Here is a 19,800-nt window from a genome sequence, read left to right as displayed (position 1 = left end):
AATGAGCGGCACAGGCAGAACGCTGAAATTGAAGAAACCGGAAGATAAAGCCAGCTTTGTAAGCTGGCGTTTTGCGTTGCTGTGCGGCTGTATTTTACTGGCGCTGGGTGGATTGCTGTCACGTGTGGCCTGGCTGCAGGTGATCAATCCTGGCAAGCTGGTAAAAGAGGGCGATCTGCGCTCGCTGCGTGTTCAGGCGGTGCCCACCTCACGCGGCATGATCAGCGATCGCGCCGGACGCCCGCTGGCAGTCAGCGTGCCGGTCAACGCTATCTGGGCCGATCCCAAAGAGCTGCACGCCGGTGGCGGCGTGACGCTGGACAGCCGCTGGAAGGCGCTTTCCGATGCGCTCTCTATTCCCCTTGATCAGCTGGCCGCCCGCGTGAATGCCAATCCCAAAGGCCGCTTTGTCTATCTGGCGCGCCAGGTCAATCCGGCTATCGGCGACTACGTTAAAAAACTCAAACTTCCCGGTATTCATCTGCGCGAAGAGTCGCGCCGTTACTATCCTGCCGGGCAGGTCACCTCCCATCTCATTGGCTTTACCAACATCGACGGGCAGGGCATTGAAGGCATCGAGAAGAGCTTTGATAAGTGGCTGACCGGTGCACCCGGCGAGCGGACGGTGCGCAAAGATCGGTACGGTCGGGTCATCGAGGATATCTCTTCGGTGGACAGCCGGGCCGCTCATAACCTGACGCTGAGCATCGATGAGCGATTACAGGCGCTGGTTTACCGTGAACTGAATAACGCCGTTGCCTTTAACAAAGCGGAATCGGGTACGGCGGTGCTGGTGGATGTCAATACCGGTGAAGTGCTGGCGATGGCCAACAGCCCGGCTTACAACCCGAACAATCTCGGCAACACGCCAAAAGATCTGATGCGTAACCGCGCCATCACCGACATTTTCGAACCCGGCTCTACCGTGAAGCCGATGGTGGTGATGACGGCGCTGCAGCGTGGTGTGGTGAGAGAGAACAGTGTCCTGAATACCGTGCCGTACCGCGTCAATGGTCATGAGATCAAAGATGTGGCGCGCTACAACGAATTGACCCTGACAGGGGTTTTACAGAAGTCGAGTAACGTCGGTGTTTCACGTCTGGCGTTAGCGATGCCTTCCTCAGCGCTGGTAGAAACTTACGCGCGCTTTGGACTGGGCAAACCGACCAATTTGGGGCTGGTCGGGGAAAGCAGTGGCTTATACCCTAAAAAACAACGGTGGTCTGACATAGAGAGGGCCACCTTCTCTTTCGGCTACGGGCTAATGGTAACGCCGTTACAGTTAGCGCGAGTCTACGCAACGATTGGCAGCTATGGCATTAATCGCCCGCTGTCGATCACCAAAGTGGATCCGCCCGTCGCGGGACAACGCGTTTTCGATGAGTCACTGGTGAAAACCGTGATGCACATGATGGAAAGCGTGGCGCTGCCCGGTGGTGGTGGCGTCAAAGCGGCAATCAAGGGTTATCGCATTGCGATAAAAACCGGTACGGCGAAAAAGGTCGGGCCGGACGGACGCTACGTCAATAAATACATTGCCTACACCGCAGGCGTCGCGCCTGCCAGTCATCCCCGATTCGCGCTGGTGGTGGTGATCAACGATCCCCAGGCCGGCAAGTATTACGGCGGTGCGGTCTCCGCTCCGGTATTTGGAGCCATCATGGGTGGCGTACTGCGTACCATGAACATCGAGCCGGACGCGTTACCGACCAATGACAAGAATGAGCTGGTGACTAACAGAAGTGAGGAATCAAGTGACAGATCGTAACCTGCGCGATTTACTCGGCCCCTGGGTGCCAGGCGCGCCGGCGCGCCCACTGCGTGACATGACCCTGGATAGCCGCATTGCGGCTTCTGGCGATCTGTTTGTCGCTGTTGCAGGCCATCAGGTTGATGGACGCCGTTTCATTCCGCAGGCAATTGCGCAGGGCGTTGCCGCTGTGGTGGCGGAGGCTGAGGGTGAAGCGGTCGACGGCGAAATCCGTGAAATGCACGGCGTACCGGTTATCTATCTGGCGCAGTTGCATCAGCGCCTTTCGGCCCTGGCAGGCCGTTTTTATCAGCAGCCGGGCGAAAAACAGAAGCTGATTGGCGTCACCGGCACCAACGGTAAAACCACCACCACCCAGCTGCTGGCGCAGTGGGCGACGCTACTGGGTGAGACCAGCGCGGTGATGGGCACCGTCGGTAATGGGCTGGTAGGTCATTTAGCGGCGGCAGAAAATACCACGGGTTCAGCGGTTGATGTTCAGCATCTGCTGCACGATCTGGCTGAAAAAGGGGCGACCCTGACCGCAATGGAAATCTCGTCACACGGACTGGTTCAGCATCGCGTCGCTGCGCTGCCGTTTGCCGCGGCGGTCTTCACCAATCTCAGTCGCGATCACCTCGATTACCACGGTGATATGCAGAGCTATGAGTCAGCTAAATGGCTGCTCTTTTCTGAGCATCAGGTCGGGCAGGCGATCCTTAACGCGGATGACGAAGTCGGTCGTCGCTGGCTGGCGCGCTTACCTGATGCCGTTGCGGTCACCATGGAGGATAACCTCCAGCCGGGCTGCCACGGGCGCTGGCTTAAAGCCGATGCGGTGGATTACCACGATAACGGTGCACATATTCGTTTCAGCTCCAGCTGGGGCAACGGCGAAATCGACAGTCCGCTGATGGGTGCCTTCAACGTCAGCAATCTGATGCTGGCGCTGGCGACGCTGCTGTCACTGGATTATCCGCTGGCGACGCTAATCAGCGTTGCACCGCAGTTGCAGCCGGTCAACGGGCGTATGGAAGTGTTCAGCGCCGCAGGAAAACCGACGGTTGTCGTGGATTATGCCCACACCCCGGATGCGCTGGAAAAAGCGCTGGAAGCGGCACGCCTGCACTGCAAAGGAAAACTCTGGTGCCTGTTTGGCTGCGGCGGCGACCGTGACAAAGGCAAACGCCCGCTAATGGGCGCGATTGCTGAGCAATATGCGGATGTGGTGGTGATTACGGATGACAATCCGCGCAGCGAAGAGCCGCAGGCGATTGTAAAAGATATTCTGACCGGTTTGCTGGACCCAGGCCGCGCCCGCGTGGTCTCTGGTCGTGCGCAGGCGGTCACTAACACTATTATGCAGGCGCAGCCCGACGATATCGTGCTGGTGGCTGGCAAAGGCCATGAAGATTATCAGATCATCGGCAATCGCCGTCTCGACTACTCCGATCGTGCCACCGTTGCGGCACTGCTGGGAGGCGTTGCATGATTCCGGTTTCATTAAAAACCCTGGCGGAGATCACCGGCGGCACGCTGCATGGCAGCGATTTAACGCTGAGTGACGTGACCACCGATACCCGCAAAGTCACGGCGGGCAGCCTGTTTGTTGCGCTGGTGGGCGAACGCTTTGATGCGCACGACTTCGCCGGCGATGCCATTGCGAATGGCGCACAGGCGCTGCTGGTAAGTAAGCATTTACCTGTCGCTGTGCCACAGGTGGTGGTTGAAGATACCCGTCTCGCCTTTGGCAGGCTGGGCGCATGGGTTTGTCAGCAGTCGAACGCCCGTGTAGTGGCGCTGACCGGCTCCTCCGGCAAAACCTCGGTTAAAGAAATGACGGCGGCGATTCTGCGTGAGTGTGGCGAAACGCTCTACACCGCAGGCAATCTTAACAACGATTATGGCGTACCGATGACGCTGTTGCGACTGACCACAGAACATCAGTATGCGGTCATCGAACTCGGTGCGAATCATCAGGGCGAAATCGCTTACACCACCGATTTGGTTCAACCGGAAAGCGCGCTGGTGAATAACCTGGCCGCGGCGCATCTGGAAGGTTTTGGTTCGCTGGCCGGTGTCGCTAAAGCCAAGGGCGAGATCTTCCAGGGCTTACCGGCTCACGGCATTGCGATTCTGAACGCAGAGAGCAATGACTGGCCCAACTGGCAGAGCACGCTGCAGGATAAAACCGTGTGGCGTTTCTCACCGCAGACGGCAGAGTGTGAATTCTCCGCCCGTGATATCCGCATTGCTCAGGATGGTACTCATTTTGTGATGATAACGCCGCGTGGCGAAGCTGAGATCGTGCTGCCATTGCCGGGTCGGCATAACATCGCCAACGCCCTGGCGGCGGCGGCACTGGCTCTGTCAGTGGATGCACCGCTTAGCGCCGTTCAGCAGGGGCTGAAAAACCTGCAGTCGGTGCCAGGTCGCTTGTTCCCGGTTCGCCTCTCTGCGCATCAGCTGCTGCTGGATGACAGCTACAACGCTAACGTCGGTTCGATGACAGCAGCTGTTCAGGTCCTGTCAGAGATGCCGGGTTACCGGGTGCTGGTCACAGGTGATATGGCGGAACTGGGTGAAGAGACCGAAAGTTGTCATCGCGAAGTGGGGCAAGCGGCACGTGATGCAGGCATTGATCGCGTGCTGAGCACCGGAAAATTCAGCCATTTCATCAGTGAAAGCAGTGAAGTTGGCGAACATTTCAGCGATAAGACTGCGCTGACTGAACGTTTGCGTCAATTGTTGTCCGAACACTCAGAAATTACCGTCCTGATAAAAGGTTCACGTAGTGCCGCCATGGAGCAGGTAGTACAGAGCTTAAAGGAGAAAGGAACATGTTAGTTTGGCTGGCCGAGCATCTGGTCGCTTTTTATTCGGGATTTAACGTCTTTTCCTATCTGACGTTTCGCGCCATTGTCAGCCTGCTGACCGCGTTATTCATCTCTCTCTGGATGGGGCCGCGCCTGATCGCCTGGCTGCAGAAATTACAGATTGGCCAGGTCGTCCGTAACGATGGCCCGGAATCGCATTTCAGTAAGCGCGGCACGCCGACCATGGGCGGCATCATGATTCTGACCTCCATCACCATTTCGGTGCTGATGTGGGCATATCCGTCGAATCCCTATGTCTGGTGCGTGCTGTTCGTGTTAATCGGCTTTGGCATCATCGGCTTTGTCGATGACTACCGCAAAGTGGTACGCAAAGACACCAAAGGCCTGATCGCCCGCTGGAAATATTTCTGGATGTCGGTGATTTCGCTGGGCGTCGCGTTCGGGCTCTATGCGGCGGGTAAAGATACCCCCGCGACCCAACTGGTCGTGCCCTTTTTCAAAGACATCATGCCGCAGCTAGGTCTGTTTTATGTGCTGCTGGCTTACTTTGTGATTGTCGGAACGGGTAATGCGGTCAATCTGACCGATGGCCTGGATGGGCTGGCGATTATGCCAACCGTCTTTGTCGCCGCGGGCTTTGCGCTGGTTGCCTGGGCCACCGGTAACGTGAAGTTTGCTGAATATCTGCACATTCCCTATCTGCGTCACGCCGGTGAGCTGGTGATTGTCTGTACCGCCATTGTCGGGGCAGGGCTGGGCTTCCTGTGGTTCAACACCTATCCGGCTCAGGTCTTTATGGGCGACGTGGGTTCGCTGGCACTGGGCGGCGCGCTGGGCACCATTGCGGTGTTGCTGCGTCAGGAATTTTTACTGGTGATCATGGGTGGCGTGTTTGTGGTTGAAACGCTGTCGGTGATCCTGCAGGTGGGATCGTTTAAGTTGCGCGGCCAGCGTATTTTCCGCATGGCGCCGATCCATCACCACTATGAACTTAAGGGCTGGCCGGAACCGCGCGTCATTGTGCGCTTCTGGATTATTTCGCTAATGCTGGTGCTGATTGGCCTGGCCACGCTGAAGGTGCGTTAATCATGGCTGACTATCGGGGTAGAAAAGTCGTCATCATCGGGCTGGGCCTCACCGGGCTCTCCTGTGTTGATTTCTTTTTAGCGCAGGGCGTAACGCCTCGCGTGATGGACACCCGTGTCTCGCCGCCGGGGCTGGATAAATTGCCCGGGCAGGTTGAACGCCATCTGGGCGGCATCAACGGCGACTGGCTGCTGGCGGCCGATCTGATTGTTGCCAGCCCTGGTGTCGCGCTGGCGCATCCGATTCTCAGCGAAGCCGTCGAAGCCGGCATTGAAATTGTCGGTGACATTGAGCTCTTTTGCCGCGAGGCGCAGGCGCCGATCGTGGCGATCACCGGCTCCAACGGTAAAAGCACGGTGACTACGCTGGTGGGTGAAATGGCGAAAGCCGCAGGCTGGCAGGTGGGCGTCGGCGGCAATATTGGTCTGCCCGCGCTGAGTCTGCTGCAGTCACCGGCGCAACTCTATGTACTGGAACTCTCCAGTTTTCAGCTGGAGACCACGCACAGTCTGAAAGCCGCGGCGGCAACCATACTTAACGTCAGCGAAGATCATATGGATCGCTATCCGCTGGGTATGCAGCAGTATCGCGCCGCTAAGCTGCGGGTCTATGAAAATGCACAGGTCTGCATCGTTAATGCCGATGATGCCCTGACGATGCCGGTACGCGGCGCGGACACCCGCTGCGTCAGCTTTGGTGTCGATTTCGGGGACTACCACCTTAACAAGCAGCAGGGCAGTATCTGGTTGCGGGTGAAAGGCGAGAAGGTCCTGAACACGGCCGAAATGAAGATGGTGGGACAGCACAACTACACCAATGCGCTGGCTGCGCTGGCGCTGGCCGATGCGGTGGGTCTGCCACGCGCCTCCAGTCTGGCCGCCTTAACGCACTTTAACGGTCTGGCGCATCGCTTCCAGCTGGTTCATGAGCATCAGGGCGTGCGCTGGATCAATGACTCCAAAGCCACCAACGTCGGCAGCACCGAAGCAGCGCTGAATGGCCTGCAGGTGAAGGGAACGCTGTGGCTGCTGATGGGCGGTGATGGCAAGTCGGCCGATTTTACGCCGCTGATCCCCTGGCTGCAGGGCGACAATGTGCGCCTTTACTGCTTTGGTCGCGATGGCGATGCGCTGGCAGCGCTGCGTCCGGAGATCGCCGTGCGCACTGAGACCATGCGCCAGGCGATGGAGCAGATTGCGCCGCAGGTTAAAGCAGGCGATATGGTTCTGCTGTCGCCAGCCTGCGCCAGCCTTGACCAGTTCCGTAACTTTGAGCAGCGCGGTGAGCAGTTCGCGCAACTGGCGAAGGAGCTGAGCTGATGCGTATTCCTGGCGCCGGACTGGCGGGATATTTCTCAGGACGCCTGAAAGACTGGGTCATGGGCGCACGCGAAAGTGATGACTCTTCGCTGGTGCTCTATGACCGCACACTGCTATGGCTGACGCTGGGCCTGGCGGTGATTGGTTTCGTGATGGTGACGTCGGCTTCAATGCCGGTGGGTCAGCGTCTGAATGACGATCTCTTTTATTTTGCCAAGCGCGATGCCTTCTACATCGTGCTGGCTGTATGTATGGCGCTGGTCACGCTGCGGGTGCCGATGGATTTCTGGCAGCGCTACAGCAACGTGATGCTGATGGTCACGGTCGCGATGCTGCTGATTGTTCTGGTAGTCGGTAGCTCGGTTAACGGTGCATCGCGCTGGATCGCGCTGGGTCCGCTGCGTATTCAGCCTGCAGAGCTGTCGAAGCTCTCTCTGTTCTGCTATCTCGCCAGTTATCTGGTGCGCAAAGTGGAAGAGGTGCGTAACAACTTCTGGGGCTTCTGTAAGCCGATGGGCGTGATGGTGGTGCTGGCCGTGTTACTGCTGGCGCAGCCGGATCTCGGTACGGTGGTTGTGCTGTTTGTGACGACCCTGGCGATGCTGTTCCTGGCGGGGGCCAAACTGTGGCAGTTCCTGGCAATCATCGGTTCCGGCATCTTTGCGGTGATCCTGCTGATCATTGCAGAACCCTACCGTATGCGCCGTGTGACCTCGTTCTGGAACCCGTGGGAAGATCCCTTTGGTAGCGGCTACCAGCTGACCCAGTCACTGATGGCATTTGGTCGCGGGGAATTCTGGGGCCAGGGGCTCGGTAACTCCGTGCAAAAGCTGGAATATCTGCCCGAAGCGCATACCGACTTTATTTTCGCCATCATCGGGGAAGAACTCGGCTACGTCGGTGTGGTAATGGCACTTTTAATGGTATTCTTCGTCGCTTTTCGTGCGATGTCGATTGGCCGTCGTGCTCTGGAACTGGATCAGCGTTTTTCCGGCTTTTTAGCCTGTTCAATCGGAGTCTGGTTTAGCTTCCAGGCGCTGGTTAACGTCGGTGCAGCAGCCGGTATGTTACCGACCAAAGGTCTGACCTTACCGCTGATCAGTTACGGTGGGTCAAGTCTGATCATTATGTCGACTGCCATCGTCTTTTTATTACGCATAGATTATGAAACGCGCCTTGCGAAAGCGCAGGCGTTTACCCGAGGTGGTCGATGAGCGGTAAGCGATTGATGGTGATGGCAGGCGGAACCGGCGGACATGTCTTTCCCGGTCTGGCTGTCGCCCATCATCTGATGGAACAGGGCTGGCAGGTCCGCTGGTTAGGCACTGCCGACCGTATGGAAGCCGATCTGGTGCCAAAGCACGGCATCGACATCGACTTCATCCGCATCAGCGGATTACGTGGTAAAGGCATGAAGGCGTTGCTGCTGGCACCGCTGCGCATCTTTAATGCATGGCGTCAGGCCCGTCGCATCATGAAGGCCTGGCAGCCGGATGTGGTGCTGGGCATGGGTGGCTACGTTTCCGGTCCTGGCGGCTTAGCGGCCTGGAGTTGCGGTATTCCGGTGGTGCTGCATGAGCAGAACGGTATTGCCGGGCTGACCAATAAATGGCTGGCGAAAATCGCTAAGAAAGTATTGCAGGCGTTTCCGGGCGCGTTTCCCGCCGCCGATGTGGTGGGAAATCCGGTTCGCACTGATGTACTGGCACTGCCTTTACCCGCGCAACGTCTCGCGAATCGTCATGGCCCGATACGGGTGCTGGTGATCGGTGGCAGTCAGGGTGCGCGGATACTGAACCAGACGCTGCCGCAGGTTGCCGCGCTGGTGGGTGATGAGATCACCCTGTGGCATCAGACCGGTAAAGGGTCGTTGCCCGAAACAGAGAAAGCTTATCAGCAGGTCGGGCAGACGCAGCACAAGGTGACCGAGTTTATTGATGACATGGCTGCCGCCTACGCCTGGGCTGATGTGGTGGTGTGCCGCTCCGGCGCGTTAACCGTGAGCGAAGTCGCTGCCGCGGGTTTACCAGCGATTTTCGTGCCATTTCAGCACAAAGATCGCCAGCAGTACTGGAACGCGCTGCCGCTGGAGAAAGCGGGCGCCGCCAGAATTTTTGAGCAGCCGCAATTTACTGCGGAGGCTGTAGCGGATCAGCTACGCCACTGGGATCGCGCAACACTGCTGACGATGGCTGAGCAGGCCCGTCAGGTGGCGATCCCCGATGCGACTGAACGGGTCGCTCAGGAAGTGGCTCGCGCCGCAAAGTAATCATTCCGGTCAGCGTGTCTGACCTGTACCCGGACTGGGTACAAACTGAAATAGCAGGTAACTGAGAGCGATGAATACACAACAATTGGCAAAACTGCGTTCTATCGTGCCCGAGATGCGTCGCGTCCGGCACATCCACTTTGTCGGCATCGGCGGTGCTGGCATGGGCGGTATTGCCGAAGTGTTAGCAAATGAAGGCTACCATATCAGCGGTTCAGATCTGGCCCCTAACCCGGTGACGCAGAACCTGATTGCGCTGGGTGCCACCATTTATTTTAACCATCGCCCCGAAAACGTGACCGATGCCAGCGTCGTGGTGGTTTCCAGCGCCGTTTCGCAGGATAACCCCGAACTGGTGGCGGCACGTGAACAGCGTATCCCGGTGATCCGTCGTGCGGAGATGCTGGCTGAGCTGATGCGTTTTCGTCACGGCATCGCCGTTGCGGGTACCCATGGCAAAACGACCACCACGGCGATGGTGTCGAGTATTTATGCGGAAGCGGGTCTCGATCCGACTTTTGTTAACGGTGGACTGGTCAAAGCAGCAGGCACCCATGCCCGTCTGGGTCACAGCCGGTATCTGATTGCTGAAGCGGATGAGAGTGATGCGTCGTTCCTGCATCTGCAGCCGATGGTGGCGATTGTGACCAACATCGAAGCTGATCATATGGACACTTATCAGGGCGATTTTGAGAACCTGAAGCAGACGTTTATTAACTTCCTGCACAACCTGCCGTTTTACGGTCGTGCGGTGATGTGTGTGGATGATGCGGTTATTCGTGACCTGATCCCACGCGTGGGACGCCATATCACCACGTACGGTTTCAGTGATGATGCTGACCTGCGCATTGAAAATTATGAACAGAGTGGCGCGCAGGGGCATTTCACCTTGATCCGTCAGGATAAAGCACCGCTGCAGATTACGCTGAACGCGCCGGGTCGCCACAACGCCCTGAATGCGGCAGCCGCCGTCGCCGTCGCCAGTGAAGAGGGCATTGAAGACAATGCTATCCTGGCTGCGCTGGAGAGTTTCCAGGGCACGGGCCGTCGCTTTGATCTGCTGGGTGAATTCCCGACAGAGCCGGTCAACGGACAGCCGGGCACCGCGATGCTGGTTGATGATTACGGTCATCATCCCACCGAAGTGGACGCGACAATTAAAGCCGCGCGCGCAGGCTGGCCGGATAAAAAACTGGTGATGGTGTTTCAGCCGCACCGTTACAGCCGAACCCGCGATCTGTTTGATGATTTCGCCAACGTACTGTCGCATGTGGATGTGTTGCTGATGCTGGATGTTTACTCTGCCGGTGAAACTGCCATTCCGGGTGCTGACAGCCGGTCGCTGTGCCGTGCGATTCGTAATCGCGGCAAGGTGGATCCGATTCTGGTGCCGGAACATGACGCGCTGCCAGAGATGCTGGCACCGCTGCTGTCAGGCAATGACCTGATTCTGGTGCAGGGAGCCGGTAACGTCGGCAAGGTTGCCCGCAAGCTGGCTGACACTAAGCTCCAGCCGGAACGCAAAGCGGAGGATCGTCATGGCGGATAAAGTTGCAGTATTAATGGGTGGCACCTCGGCAGAGCGCGAGGTTTCGCTGAACTCAGGTCAGGCCGTCCTCGCCGGATTACGGGAAATGGGCATTGATGCGCATGGCATCGATACCCGTGATGTCTCTGTGCTGACGCTGAAAAAGCAGGGCTTTACCAAAGCCTTTATCGCGCTGCATGGCCGGGGCGGAGAAGATGGCACGCTGCAGGCGGTGCTGGAGTTCCTGCAACTGCCGTACACCGGCAGCGGCGTGATGGCATCGGCCGTGACCATGGATAAGCTGCGCACCAAGCTGCTGTGGCAGGGACGTGGTTTACCGTCAGGAAAGTTTGTCTGGCTGACGCGTCAGCAGTTTGATGCCGGTCTGGACGCAGAAAACAACGCGGCAATTGCGGCACTTGGCCTGCCACTATTTGTGAAGCCAGCCTGTGAAGGCTCCAGCGTGGGCATCAGTCGGGTTAACGATCTGAGCGCGCTGCCGGCGGCTCTGGACATGGCGTTTAAGCACGACAATGACGTGCTGGTCGAAGCGTTTCTCAGCGGCGCGGAGTACACCGTCGCGATTGTGGGCGATCGTATTCTGCCCTCGATTGAAATAAAGAGCGCCAGCGAGTTCTATGACTATGAAGCTAAATACATTTCTGACGATACTCAGTACGTCTGTCCGGCCGATATAAGCGCTGAACGTGAAGCGGAATTACAGCAGCTGGTACTGGCGGCCTGGCGTGCGCTGGGATGTCGCGGCTGGGGACGGGTTGATGTAATGACCGACGGGGAAGGGCGCTTTCAGTTACTGGAAGCCAATACCTCACCGGGCATGACCAGCCACAGTCTGGTGCCAATGGCAGCGAAACAGGCGGGCATGAGCTTCCCGCAGCTGGTTGCCCATATTCTGGAGCTGGCCGACTGATATGTCACAGGCGGCGATGAGAGTTCGAAACCGTGAACCGCAGGAGCGTATTCGCACCGGGCGCAGTAACGGTGCCCGACTGTTCGGCATTATTTTTCTGCTGATCGTCATCGGGATTATGGTTGCTGGCGGGCTGGTGGTACTGAAGTGGATGAACGATGCGTCCCGGCTGCCATTGTCAAAACTGGTGGTGACAGGACAGACGCACTACACCACACACGATGATATTCGTCAGGCGATTTTGTCGCTGGGTCCGTCTGGTACGTTTATGTCTCAGGATGTGGACATCCTGCAGCAGCAGATTGAGCGGCTGCCCTGGATTAAGCAGGTCAGCGTACGTAAGCAGTGGCCGGACGAACTGAAGATCCACCTTGTGGAGTACACACCGGTGGCGCGCTGGAACGATTTGCACATGGTGGATGCTGAGGGTGTCTCCTTCAGCGTACCCGCCAGTCATGTCGGCAAAGAGACAATGCCGATGTTGTACGGGCCGGAAGGGAGTGAGAAAGAGGTCCTGGCGGGCTATCACAGCATGGATGATGTGCTGAAAGCCCGGAAGTTTACTCTGAAGGTGGCGTCGATGACGGCGCGGCGTTCATGGCAGCTGGTCACCAGCGACGATGTTCGTATCGAACTGGGCCGCAGCGACACCATGAAACGACTGAATCGCTTTATTGAGCTCTACCCGGTGCTGCAACAGCAAGGTCAGAACGAGAGCAAACGTATCAGCTACGTGGATTTACGATACGACTCTGGCGCTTCTGTTGGCTGGACACCGATCGTGATGGAGCCACAGGACAGTAATCAGCAACAGAACCAGGCACAGGCTAAACAACAATGATCAAGGCAACGGACAGAAAACTGGTAGTTGGACTCGAAATCGGCACTGCGAAGGTTGCCGCCCTGGTTGGGGAAGTTCTGCCCGATGGTATGGTCAACATTATTGGGGTGGGCAGTTGCCCTTCCCGCGGTATGGATAAAGGTGGCGTAAACGACCTTGAGTCGGTGGTGAAATGCGTTCAGCGCGCCATCGATCAGGCTGAGCTGATGGCAGATTGCCAGATCTCCTCCGTCTACCTTGCTTTATCGGGCAAACATATTAGTTGTCAGAACGAAATCGGGATGGTTCCGATTTCCGAAGAGGAAGTGACTCAGGATGATGTAGAGAACGTCGTACATACCGCCAAATCGGTGAGAGTACGTGACGAGCATCGCATCCTGCACGTCATTCCTCAGGAGTACGCCATTGACTATCAGGAAGGGATTAAAAATCCGGTCGGGCTTTCTGGCGTGCGTATGCAGGCGAAAGTGCATCTGATCACCTGCCACAACGACATGGCGAAGAACATCGTTAAAGCCGTTGAACGTTGCGGGCTGAAAGTGGATCAGCTGATTTTTGCCGGTCTCGCCTCCAGTTTTGCCGTTCTGACTGAAGACGAACGTGAGCTGGGCGTGTGTGTTGTCGATATTGGTGGCGGTACAATGGACATAGCCGTATATACCGGCGGCGCTTTACGGCACACTAAGGTTATTCCGTATGCAGGCAACGTCGTTACCAGCGACATCGCCTATGCGTTTGGCACACCACCAACGGATGCTGAGGCGATCAAAGTGCGCCATGGTTGCGCGCTGGGCTCGATTGTCGGCAAAGATGAGAACGTTGAGGTGCCGAGTGTGGGCGGACGTCCACCACGTAGCCTGCAACGTCAGACGCTGGCTGAAGTGATTGAGCCGCGTTACACCGAACTTTTGAATCTGGTCAATGACGAGATTCTGCAGTTACAGGAACAACTGCGTCAGCAGGGCGTGAAGCATCACTTAGCCGCAGGCATTGTCCTGACCGGTGGTGCAGCGCAAATCGAAGGACTGGCGGCCTGTGCGCAACGCGTATTCCATACGCAGGTGCGTATCGGACAGCCGCTGAATATTACCGGCCTGACTGACTATGCGCAGGAATCGTACTACTCCACTGCCGTGGGACTGTTGCATTACGGCAAAGAGTCGCACATGAACGGTGATGCAGAGACCGAAAAACGGGTCTCAGTAGGTAACTGGTTCAAGCGTATTAACAGTTGGTTAAAAAAAGAGTTTTAATTTTTGTGAAAGGGGATCATGCTGTTTTCTTTAGTGATCTCCAGGCGACAGGCACATAACGGAGAGAAATCATGTTTGAACCTATGGAATTAACCAACGACGCGGTGATTAAAGTCATCGGCGTCGGTGGCGGCGGCGGTAACGCCGTAGAGCACATGGTACGCGAGCGTATCGAAGGTGTGGAATTCTTTGCTGTGAATACCGACGCGCAAGCGCTGCGTAAAACAGCTGTCGGCCAGACCATTCAGATCGGTAATAACATTACCAAAGGTCTGGGTGCGGGTGCGAACCCGGAAGTGGGCCGTAACTCTGCAGAAGAAGATCGCGAAGCACTGCGTTCTGCGCTGGAAGGGGCAGACATGGTCTTCATCGCAGCAGGTATGGGCGGCGGTACCGGTACCGGTGCAGCGCCTGTCGTGGCTGAAGTGGCTAAGGAACTGGGTATCCTGACGGTGGCGGTTGTCACCAAGCCGTTCAACTTCGAAGGCAAAAAGCGCATGGCGTTTGCCGAGCAGGGGATCGCCGAACTCTCTAAGCATGTCGATTCACTGATCACCATTCCAAACGACAAGCTGCTGAAAGTGCTGGGCCGTGGTATCTCTCTGCTGGATGCGTTTGGTGCAGCTAATGACGTGCTGAAAGGCGCCGTTCAGGGTATCGCTGAGCTGATTACCCGTCCTGGCCTGATGAACGTCGACTTTGCTGACGTGCGTACCGTCATGTCCGAAATGGGCTATGCGATGATGGGTTCAGGCGTCGCGTGCGGTGAAGATCGTGCGGAAGAAGCGGCTGAAATGGCGATCTCCAGCCCACTGCTGGAAGATATCGACCTTTCTGGTGCGCGTGGCGTGCTGGTCAACATTACGGCGGGCTTCGACCTGCGTCTGGATGAGTTCGAGACCGTGGGTAACACTATCCGCGCCTTCGCCTCTGACAACGCGACCGTCGTGATCGGTACTTCACTGGATCCGGAAATGAATGACGAACTGCGCGTCACCGTGGTGGCAACCGGTATCGGCATGGACAAGCGTCCTGAAATCACCCTGGTAACCAACAAGCCAGCCAGTCAGCCAGTGATGGATCATCGCTATCAGCAGCACGGTATGTCACCGCTGCCGCAGGAGCAGAAACCTGCTGCCAAAGTCGTTAACGACCAGGCTGCGCAGTCGAACAAAGAGCCCGATTATCTTGATATTCCGGCCTTTTTACGTAAGCAGGCCGATTAGGATTAACCCTATAATTGGGATTCTCCGCTCTTTGTGCTAAAGTCTCTGTCCGCTGGTAAAGTATACTGGCGGTCGGACAGGTGATATTGCGAGATAATACGATGATCAAACAAAGGACATTAAAACGTATTGTTCAGGCGACTGGTGTCGGTTTACATACCGGCAAAAAAGTCACCCTGACATTACGCCCTGCGTCGGCTAATACCGGGGTCATCTATCGTCGCACCGACTTGAATCCACCGGTAGATTTTCCGGCTGATGCAAAATACGTGCGCGACACCATGCTGAGTACCTGCCTGGTGAATGATGAAGGCGTGCGTATTTCAACGGTTGAACACCTCAATGCCGCCCTGGCGGGTCTGGGTATCGACAACATTATTGTTGAAGTCGATGCGCCAGAAATCCCGATCATGGATGGCAGCGCAGCACCGTTTATCTATCTGCTGATGGATGCGGGCATCGAGCAGCTCAACAGCGCGAAGAAATTTGTGCGTGTTAAGCAGACCGTGCGTGTGGAAGAGGGTGACAAATGGGCCGAGATCAAACCGTTTAACGGCTTCTCGCTCGATTTCACCATCGACTTCAAACACCCGGCTATCGATTCCAGCTCACAGCGTTATGCGATGAACTTCTCTGCTGACGCCTTTGTTCGTCAAATCAGCCGGGCGCGTACATTTGGCTTTATGCGTGAAATCGAATATCTGCAGTCTAAAGGCCTGTGCCTGGGCGGTAGCTTAGATTGTGCGATAGGTCTGGATGATTTCCGCGTACTGAATGAAGAAGGCCTGCGTTTTGAGGACGAGTTTGTCCGTCACAAAATGCTGGACGCGATTGGCGACTTGTTTATGTGTGGTCACAACATCATTGGCGCATTCACTGCGTTCAAATCGGGCCACGCGCTGAACAACAAGCTGCTGCAAGCGGTTCTGGCTAAGCAGGAAGCCTGGGAATGGGCAACCTTCGAAGACGAAGCTGAACTGCCGCTGGCATTCAAAGCACCGAATCTGGTTCTGGCTTAATTACCCCGGAACGTGAAACGGCTGGTTATGCTGACACCCTCTCCGGTCAGCGGCGCCAGCCGTTTTTTATTGCCTCTTATCACACGCCTGATGACTGCGACCTCGCTCGCAAAGCGTTGTCTGTTCTGCTGATTTGCTGAACAATCACACGCGTTTTCTCTCGCCATCACTTTAATCCCAGGTGTGGATGCCCCACATTAATGATACTATCTGTGGCGCTTTTACAGGCCGAAATCCGTTGCGGCTCGCGGCGGGTACCAGAAAACAAGAGCGCAACAGAGCATGCGCGATGGAAAGGTTGTGATCGGGATTCTTCTGCGCTGGCGACAATTAGGTAGACGCTACTTCTGGCCTCATCTCCTGTTAGGGATGGTAGCGGCCAGCTTTGGCCTGCCAGCCTGTGCGCAAAGCTCCGAACTCAACGCGTCGTCTGAATCTCCGGCCAGCAGTCTCTTTCTTGGCAATGCCACACGCTTTGATCACCTGATCCGGCTGCAGGAAGCGTCCCGACGCCCGAGCTTCAGCGTGGATTACTGGCATCAGCACGCCATCCGCACCGTTATTCGTCATCTCTCTTTCACGCTGGCGCCCCAGGCGCAGGCGGAGCAACAGGCATTACCGCTGGCGGCACAAAAGCTGGCGCTGATCGACTCACTGCATAGTTTACTGACATCACATTCTGCGCTGCACACTGCACCGCAGCAGATCTCTACGCCGCCTCTTTTCACGGCCGTTACCCGTTCATGGGTAGAGTGGCATGCCAGCGTGCATGGCATTCGCGCCGGACCTGCCCGATTGTTCTGCTAATATTTTTGGTTTTATTCACTCTGTTAAGATTTCGCAGTCCGGAATGCTCCGGCTGAATTGAGAATATATTTACTATGTTAAGCAAAATTTTAACCAAGGTTTTTGGTAGCAGTAACGATCGTACCCTGCGTCGTATGCGTAAAGTGGTGGATGTCATCAATAAGATGGAGCCCGATTTTGAGAAGCTCTCTGATGATGAACTGAAAGCGAAAACTGATCTGTTCCGCGAACGCCTGAAAAAAGGTGAATCGCTGGAAAGCCTGATCCCGGAAGCGTTCGCAACCGTGCGTGAAGCGAGTAAACGCGTGTTCGGGATGCGTCACTTCGACGTGCAGCTGATCGGCGGTATGGTGCTGAACGATCGCTGCATTGCTGAGATGCGAACCGGTGAAGGTAAAACGCTGACCGCAACGCTGCCAGCCTACCTGAATGCGCTGTCCGGCAAAGGCGTTCACGTGGTTACCGTCAACGACTATCTGGCACAGCGTGATGCGGAAAACAACCGTCCGCTGTTTGAGTTCCTGGGTTTAACCATTGGTATCAACATGTCGGGCCTGCCGGCGGTGGCAAAGCGTGAAGCTTATGCAGCAGACATCACCTACGGCACCAACAACGAATATGGCTTCGACTACCTGCGCGACAACATGGCTTTCAGCCCGGAAGAGCGTGTACAGCGTAAACTGCACTATGCGCTGGTGGATGAGGTCGACTCCATCCTGATCGATGAAGCGCGTACGCCGCTGATCATCTCTGGTCCGGCGGAAGACAGTTCTGAGCTTTACACCAAAGTGAACAAGATCATCCCTCATCTGGTGCGCCAGGATAAAGAAGATACCGAAACCCATCAGGGTGAAGGCGACTTCTGGGTCGATGAAAAAGCGCGTCAGGCTCACATGTCTGAGCGCGGTCTGGTCAAAGTGGAAGAGCTGCTGGTCAGCGAGGGCATCATGGAAGCGGGCGAGTCACTCTACTCTCCGACCAACATCATGCTGATGCACCACGTCACCGCGGCGCTGCGTGCGCACGCACTCTTTACCCGCGATGTTGATTACATCGTGAAAGATGGCGAAGTGGTGATTGTTGATGAACACACCGGCCGTACCATGCAGGGTCGTCGCTGGTCTGATGGTCTGCATCAGGCGATTGAAGCGAAAGAAGGCGTTGAGATCCAGAACGAGAACCAGACGCTGGCCTCTATCACCTTCCAGAACTACTTCCGTATTTACGAGAAGCTGGCCGGTATGACAGGTACCGCAGATACCGAAGCATTTGAATTCAGCTCCATTTATAAGCTCGACACCATTGTCGTGCCGACCAACCGTCCGATGGTGCGTAAAGATCTGGCTGACCTGGTCTACATGACCGAGAAAGAGAAGATCGATGCCATTATCGAAGATATCCGTGAGCGCACCGCCAATGGTCAGCCGGTGCTGGTGGGAACCATCTCGATTGAGAAATCAGAAGTGGTCTCTAACGAACTGACCCGTGCCGGTATCAAACATAACGTTCTGAACGCCAAATTCCACGCCCGCGAAGCGGATATCGTTGCGCAGGCCGGTCAGCCGGGTGCGGTCACTATCGCCACCAACATGGCCGGACGTGGTACAGATATTATGCTGGGCGGCAGCTGGCACGCTGAAGTGGCCGAACTGGAAGAGCCAACTGAAGCGCAAATCGAAGAGATTAAAGCGGCATGGCAGATTCGTCATGATGCGGTTCTGGCGTCAGGTGGTTTACACATCGTTGGTACTGAGCGTCACGAATCGCGTCGTATCGACAACCAGCTGCGTGGTCGTGCAGGTCGTCAGGGTGACGCCGGTTCTTCTCGCTTCTACCTGTCGATGGAAGATGCGCTGATGCGTATTTTTGCCTCAGACCGCGTCTCGAATATGATGCGTAAACTGGGCATGAAGCCAGGCGAAGCGATTGAGCATCCGTGGGTCACCAAAGCGATTGCCAATGCCCAGCGCAAAGTTGAAAGCCGTAACTTCGATATTCGTAAGCAGCTGCTGGAATATGATGATGTGGCTAATGACCAGCGTCGCGCCATCTACAGTCAGCGTAACGAGCTGCTGGATGTGTCTGACGTTAGCGAAACCATCAACAGCATTCGCCACGACGTCTACAAAGTCACCATCGATACTTACATTCCGCCGCAGTCGCTGGAGGAGATGTGGGACGTGCCAGGCCTGGAAGAGCGTCTGCGCACTGACTTCGATCTGAACCTGCCGATTGCAGAGTGGCTGGATAAAGAGCCTGATCTGCATGAAGAAGTGCTGCGTGAGCGCATCATGACCCATGCTATGGAAAGCTACGCGGAGAAAGAAGAGATCGTTGGCGCAGAGATGATGCGCAACTTCGAAAAAGGCGTGATGCTTCAGACGCTGGATTCGCTGTGGAAAGAGCATCTGGCCGCGATGGACTATCTGCGTCAGGGCATCCATCTGCGCGGCTATGCGCAGAAAGATCCGAAGCAGGAGTACAAGCGTGAATCCTTCGCCATGTTTGCCGCGATGCTTGAATCACTGAAATATGAAGTGATCAGTACACTGAGCAAAGTCCAGGTGCGCATGCCAGAAGAAGTTGAAGCGATGGAGCAACAACGTCGCGAAGAAGCTGAACGTCTGGCACAGCAACAGCAACTGAGCCATGTTGAAGAGGATCTGCTGGCAGCCGCAGAGCCTGTGGCGGAGCAGAGTGGTGAACGCAAAGTCGGCCGCAACGATCCCTGCCCATGTGGTTCCGGTAAAAAGTACAAGCAGTGTCATGGCCGCATCGCCTGAGACTGAATGCTAATAAAAAAGGAGCCGCTGGCTCCTTTTTTCATGGTCTCTGCCACCCAGGCAACAGCGACTCCGCTGAGCTAAAGCGGTTAACATCCGCTACGGCATGCTCTAAAATCAGGCTTCATTCACCCATTACTACCGGATAGTC

15 protein-coding genes are annotated in these 19,800 nt (G+C 56.2%); all 15 read left to right on the top strand.

The window, feature by feature from the left end:
- The first annotated feature begins 1 nt into the window (after position 1).
- The 15 genes from GVJ63_RS07435 to secA all read left to right on the top strand — a co-directional run bounded on the left by GVJ63_RS07435 (position 2) and on the right by secA (position 19,649).
- On the top strand, positions 2-1,768 hold the full coding sequence (locus GVJ63_RS07435; RefSeq protein ID WP_010671821.1) for a peptidoglycan glycosyltransferase FtsI: 1,767 nt from the start codon (positions 2-4) through the stop codon (positions 1,766-1,768).
- Positions 1,755-3,242: a UDP-N-acetylmuramoyl-L-alanyl-D-glutamate--2,6-diaminopimelate ligase gene (murE, locus tag GVJ63_RS07430; RefSeq protein ID WP_159226642.1), complete on the top strand. Its 1,488-nt coding sequence runs from the start codon at positions 1,755-1,757 to the stop codon at positions 3,240-3,242. The genes GVJ63_RS07435 and murE overlap by 14 nt, the downstream gene beginning before the upstream one ends.
- A complete protein-coding gene (murF, locus tag GVJ63_RS07425; protein ID WP_159226641.1) occupies positions 3,239-4,597 on the top strand; it encodes a UDP-N-acetylmuramoyl-tripeptide--D-alanyl-D-alanine ligase in 1,359 nt (452 codons plus the stop codon). Before murE ends, murF begins: the two co-directional genes overlap by 4 nt.
- Positions 4,591-5,673, top strand: a complete 1,083-nt coding sequence (gene mraY / locus GVJ63_RS07420; protein ID WP_003854755.1) for a phospho-N-acetylmuramoyl-pentapeptide-transferase — start codon at positions 4,591-4,593, stop codon at positions 5,671-5,673. Before murF ends, mraY begins: the two co-directional genes overlap by 7 nt.
- Before the next feature lie 2 nt (positions 5,674-5,675).
- Positions 5,676-6,992 carry a UDP-N-acetylmuramoyl-L-alanine--D-glutamate ligase gene (gene murD / locus GVJ63_RS07415; protein ID WP_010253876.1) on the top strand — a complete coding sequence of 439 codons (1,317 nt, stop codon included), beginning with the start codon at positions 5,676-5,678 and terminating at the stop codon, positions 6,990-6,992.
- Positions 6,992-8,206, top strand: a complete 1,215-nt coding sequence (gene ftsW / locus GVJ63_RS07410; RefSeq protein ID WP_010253879.1) for a cell division protein FtsW — start codon at positions 6,992-6,994, stop codon at positions 8,204-8,206. Before murD ends, ftsW begins: the two co-directional genes overlap by 1 nt.
- The gene (gene murG, locus GVJ63_RS07405; protein ID WP_010671824.1) at positions 8,203-9,261 is read left to right on the top strand and encodes an undecaprenyldiphospho-muramoylpentapeptide beta-N-acetylglucosaminyltransferase; all 1,059 of its coding nucleotides are present in this window, start codon (positions 8,203-8,205) and stop codon (positions 9,259-9,261) included. Before ftsW ends, murG begins: the two co-directional genes overlap by 4 nt.
- 70 nt (positions 9,262-9,331) lie before the next feature.
- Positions 9,332-10,810 (top strand): UDP-N-acetylmuramate--L-alanine ligase, encoded by a 1,479-nt coding sequence (murC, locus tag GVJ63_RS07400; RefSeq protein ID WP_010253883.1) that lies wholly within the window; start codon positions 9,332-9,334, stop codon positions 10,808-10,810.
- On the top strand, positions 10,800-11,720 hold the full coding sequence (locus GVJ63_RS07395) for a D-alanine--D-alanine ligase (RefSeq protein ID WP_061901760.1): 921 nt from the start codon (positions 10,800-10,802) through the stop codon (positions 11,718-11,720). The genes murC and GVJ63_RS07395 overlap by 11 nt, the downstream gene beginning before the upstream one ends.
- A gap of 1 nt (position 11,721) precedes the next feature.
- Positions 11,722-12,561 (top strand): cell division protein FtsQ, encoded by an 840-nt coding sequence (gene ftsQ / locus GVJ63_RS07390; protein ID WP_159226640.1) that lies wholly within the window; start codon positions 11,722-11,724, stop codon positions 12,559-12,561.
- Positions 12,558-13,814 carry a cell division protein FtsA gene (gene ftsA, locus GVJ63_RS07385; protein WP_010253890.1) on the top strand — a complete coding sequence of 419 codons (1,257 nt, stop codon included), beginning with the start codon at positions 12,558-12,560 and terminating at the stop codon, positions 13,812-13,814. The genes ftsQ and ftsA overlap by 4 nt, the downstream gene beginning before the upstream one ends.
- Positions 13,815-13,885: 71 nt before the next feature.
- Positions 13,886-15,040 (top strand): cell division protein FtsZ, encoded by a 1,155-nt coding sequence (ftsZ, locus tag GVJ63_RS07380; protein WP_010253892.1) that lies wholly within the window; start codon positions 13,886-13,888, stop codon positions 15,038-15,040.
- Between the two features lie 101 nt (positions 15,041-15,141).
- A complete protein-coding gene (gene lpxC, locus GVJ63_RS07375; RefSeq protein WP_010253894.1) occupies positions 15,142-16,059 on the top strand; it encodes a UDP-3-O-acyl-N-acetylglucosamine deacetylase in 918 nt (305 codons plus the stop codon).
- A 300-nt stretch (positions 16,060-16,359) separates the two neighbouring features.
- The gene (gene secM, locus GVJ63_RS07370; protein WP_231113919.1) at positions 16,360-16,866 is read left to right on the top strand and encodes a secA translation cis-regulator SecM; all 507 of its coding nucleotides are present in this window, start codon (positions 16,360-16,362) and stop codon (positions 16,864-16,866) included.
- A 74-nt stretch (positions 16,867-16,940) separates the two neighbouring features.
- Complete coding sequence (gene secA / locus GVJ63_RS07365) at positions 16,941-19,649, top strand: preprotein translocase subunit SecA (RefSeq protein ID WP_010671827.1); 2,709 nt, start codon at positions 16,941-16,943, stop codon at positions 19,647-19,649.
- Positions 19,650-19,800: the final 151 nt, after the last annotated feature.

It is taken from the genome of Pantoea sp. 18059, from assembly GCF_902706165.1.
In the GTDB taxonomy this organism is placed as follows: domain Bacteria; phylum Pseudomonadota; class Gammaproteobacteria; order Enterobacterales; family Enterobacteriaceae; genus Pantoea; species Pantoea agglomerans.
Note: the sequence above shows the minus strand (reverse complement) of the source record. Positions and strands in the feature narration are given on the sequence as shown.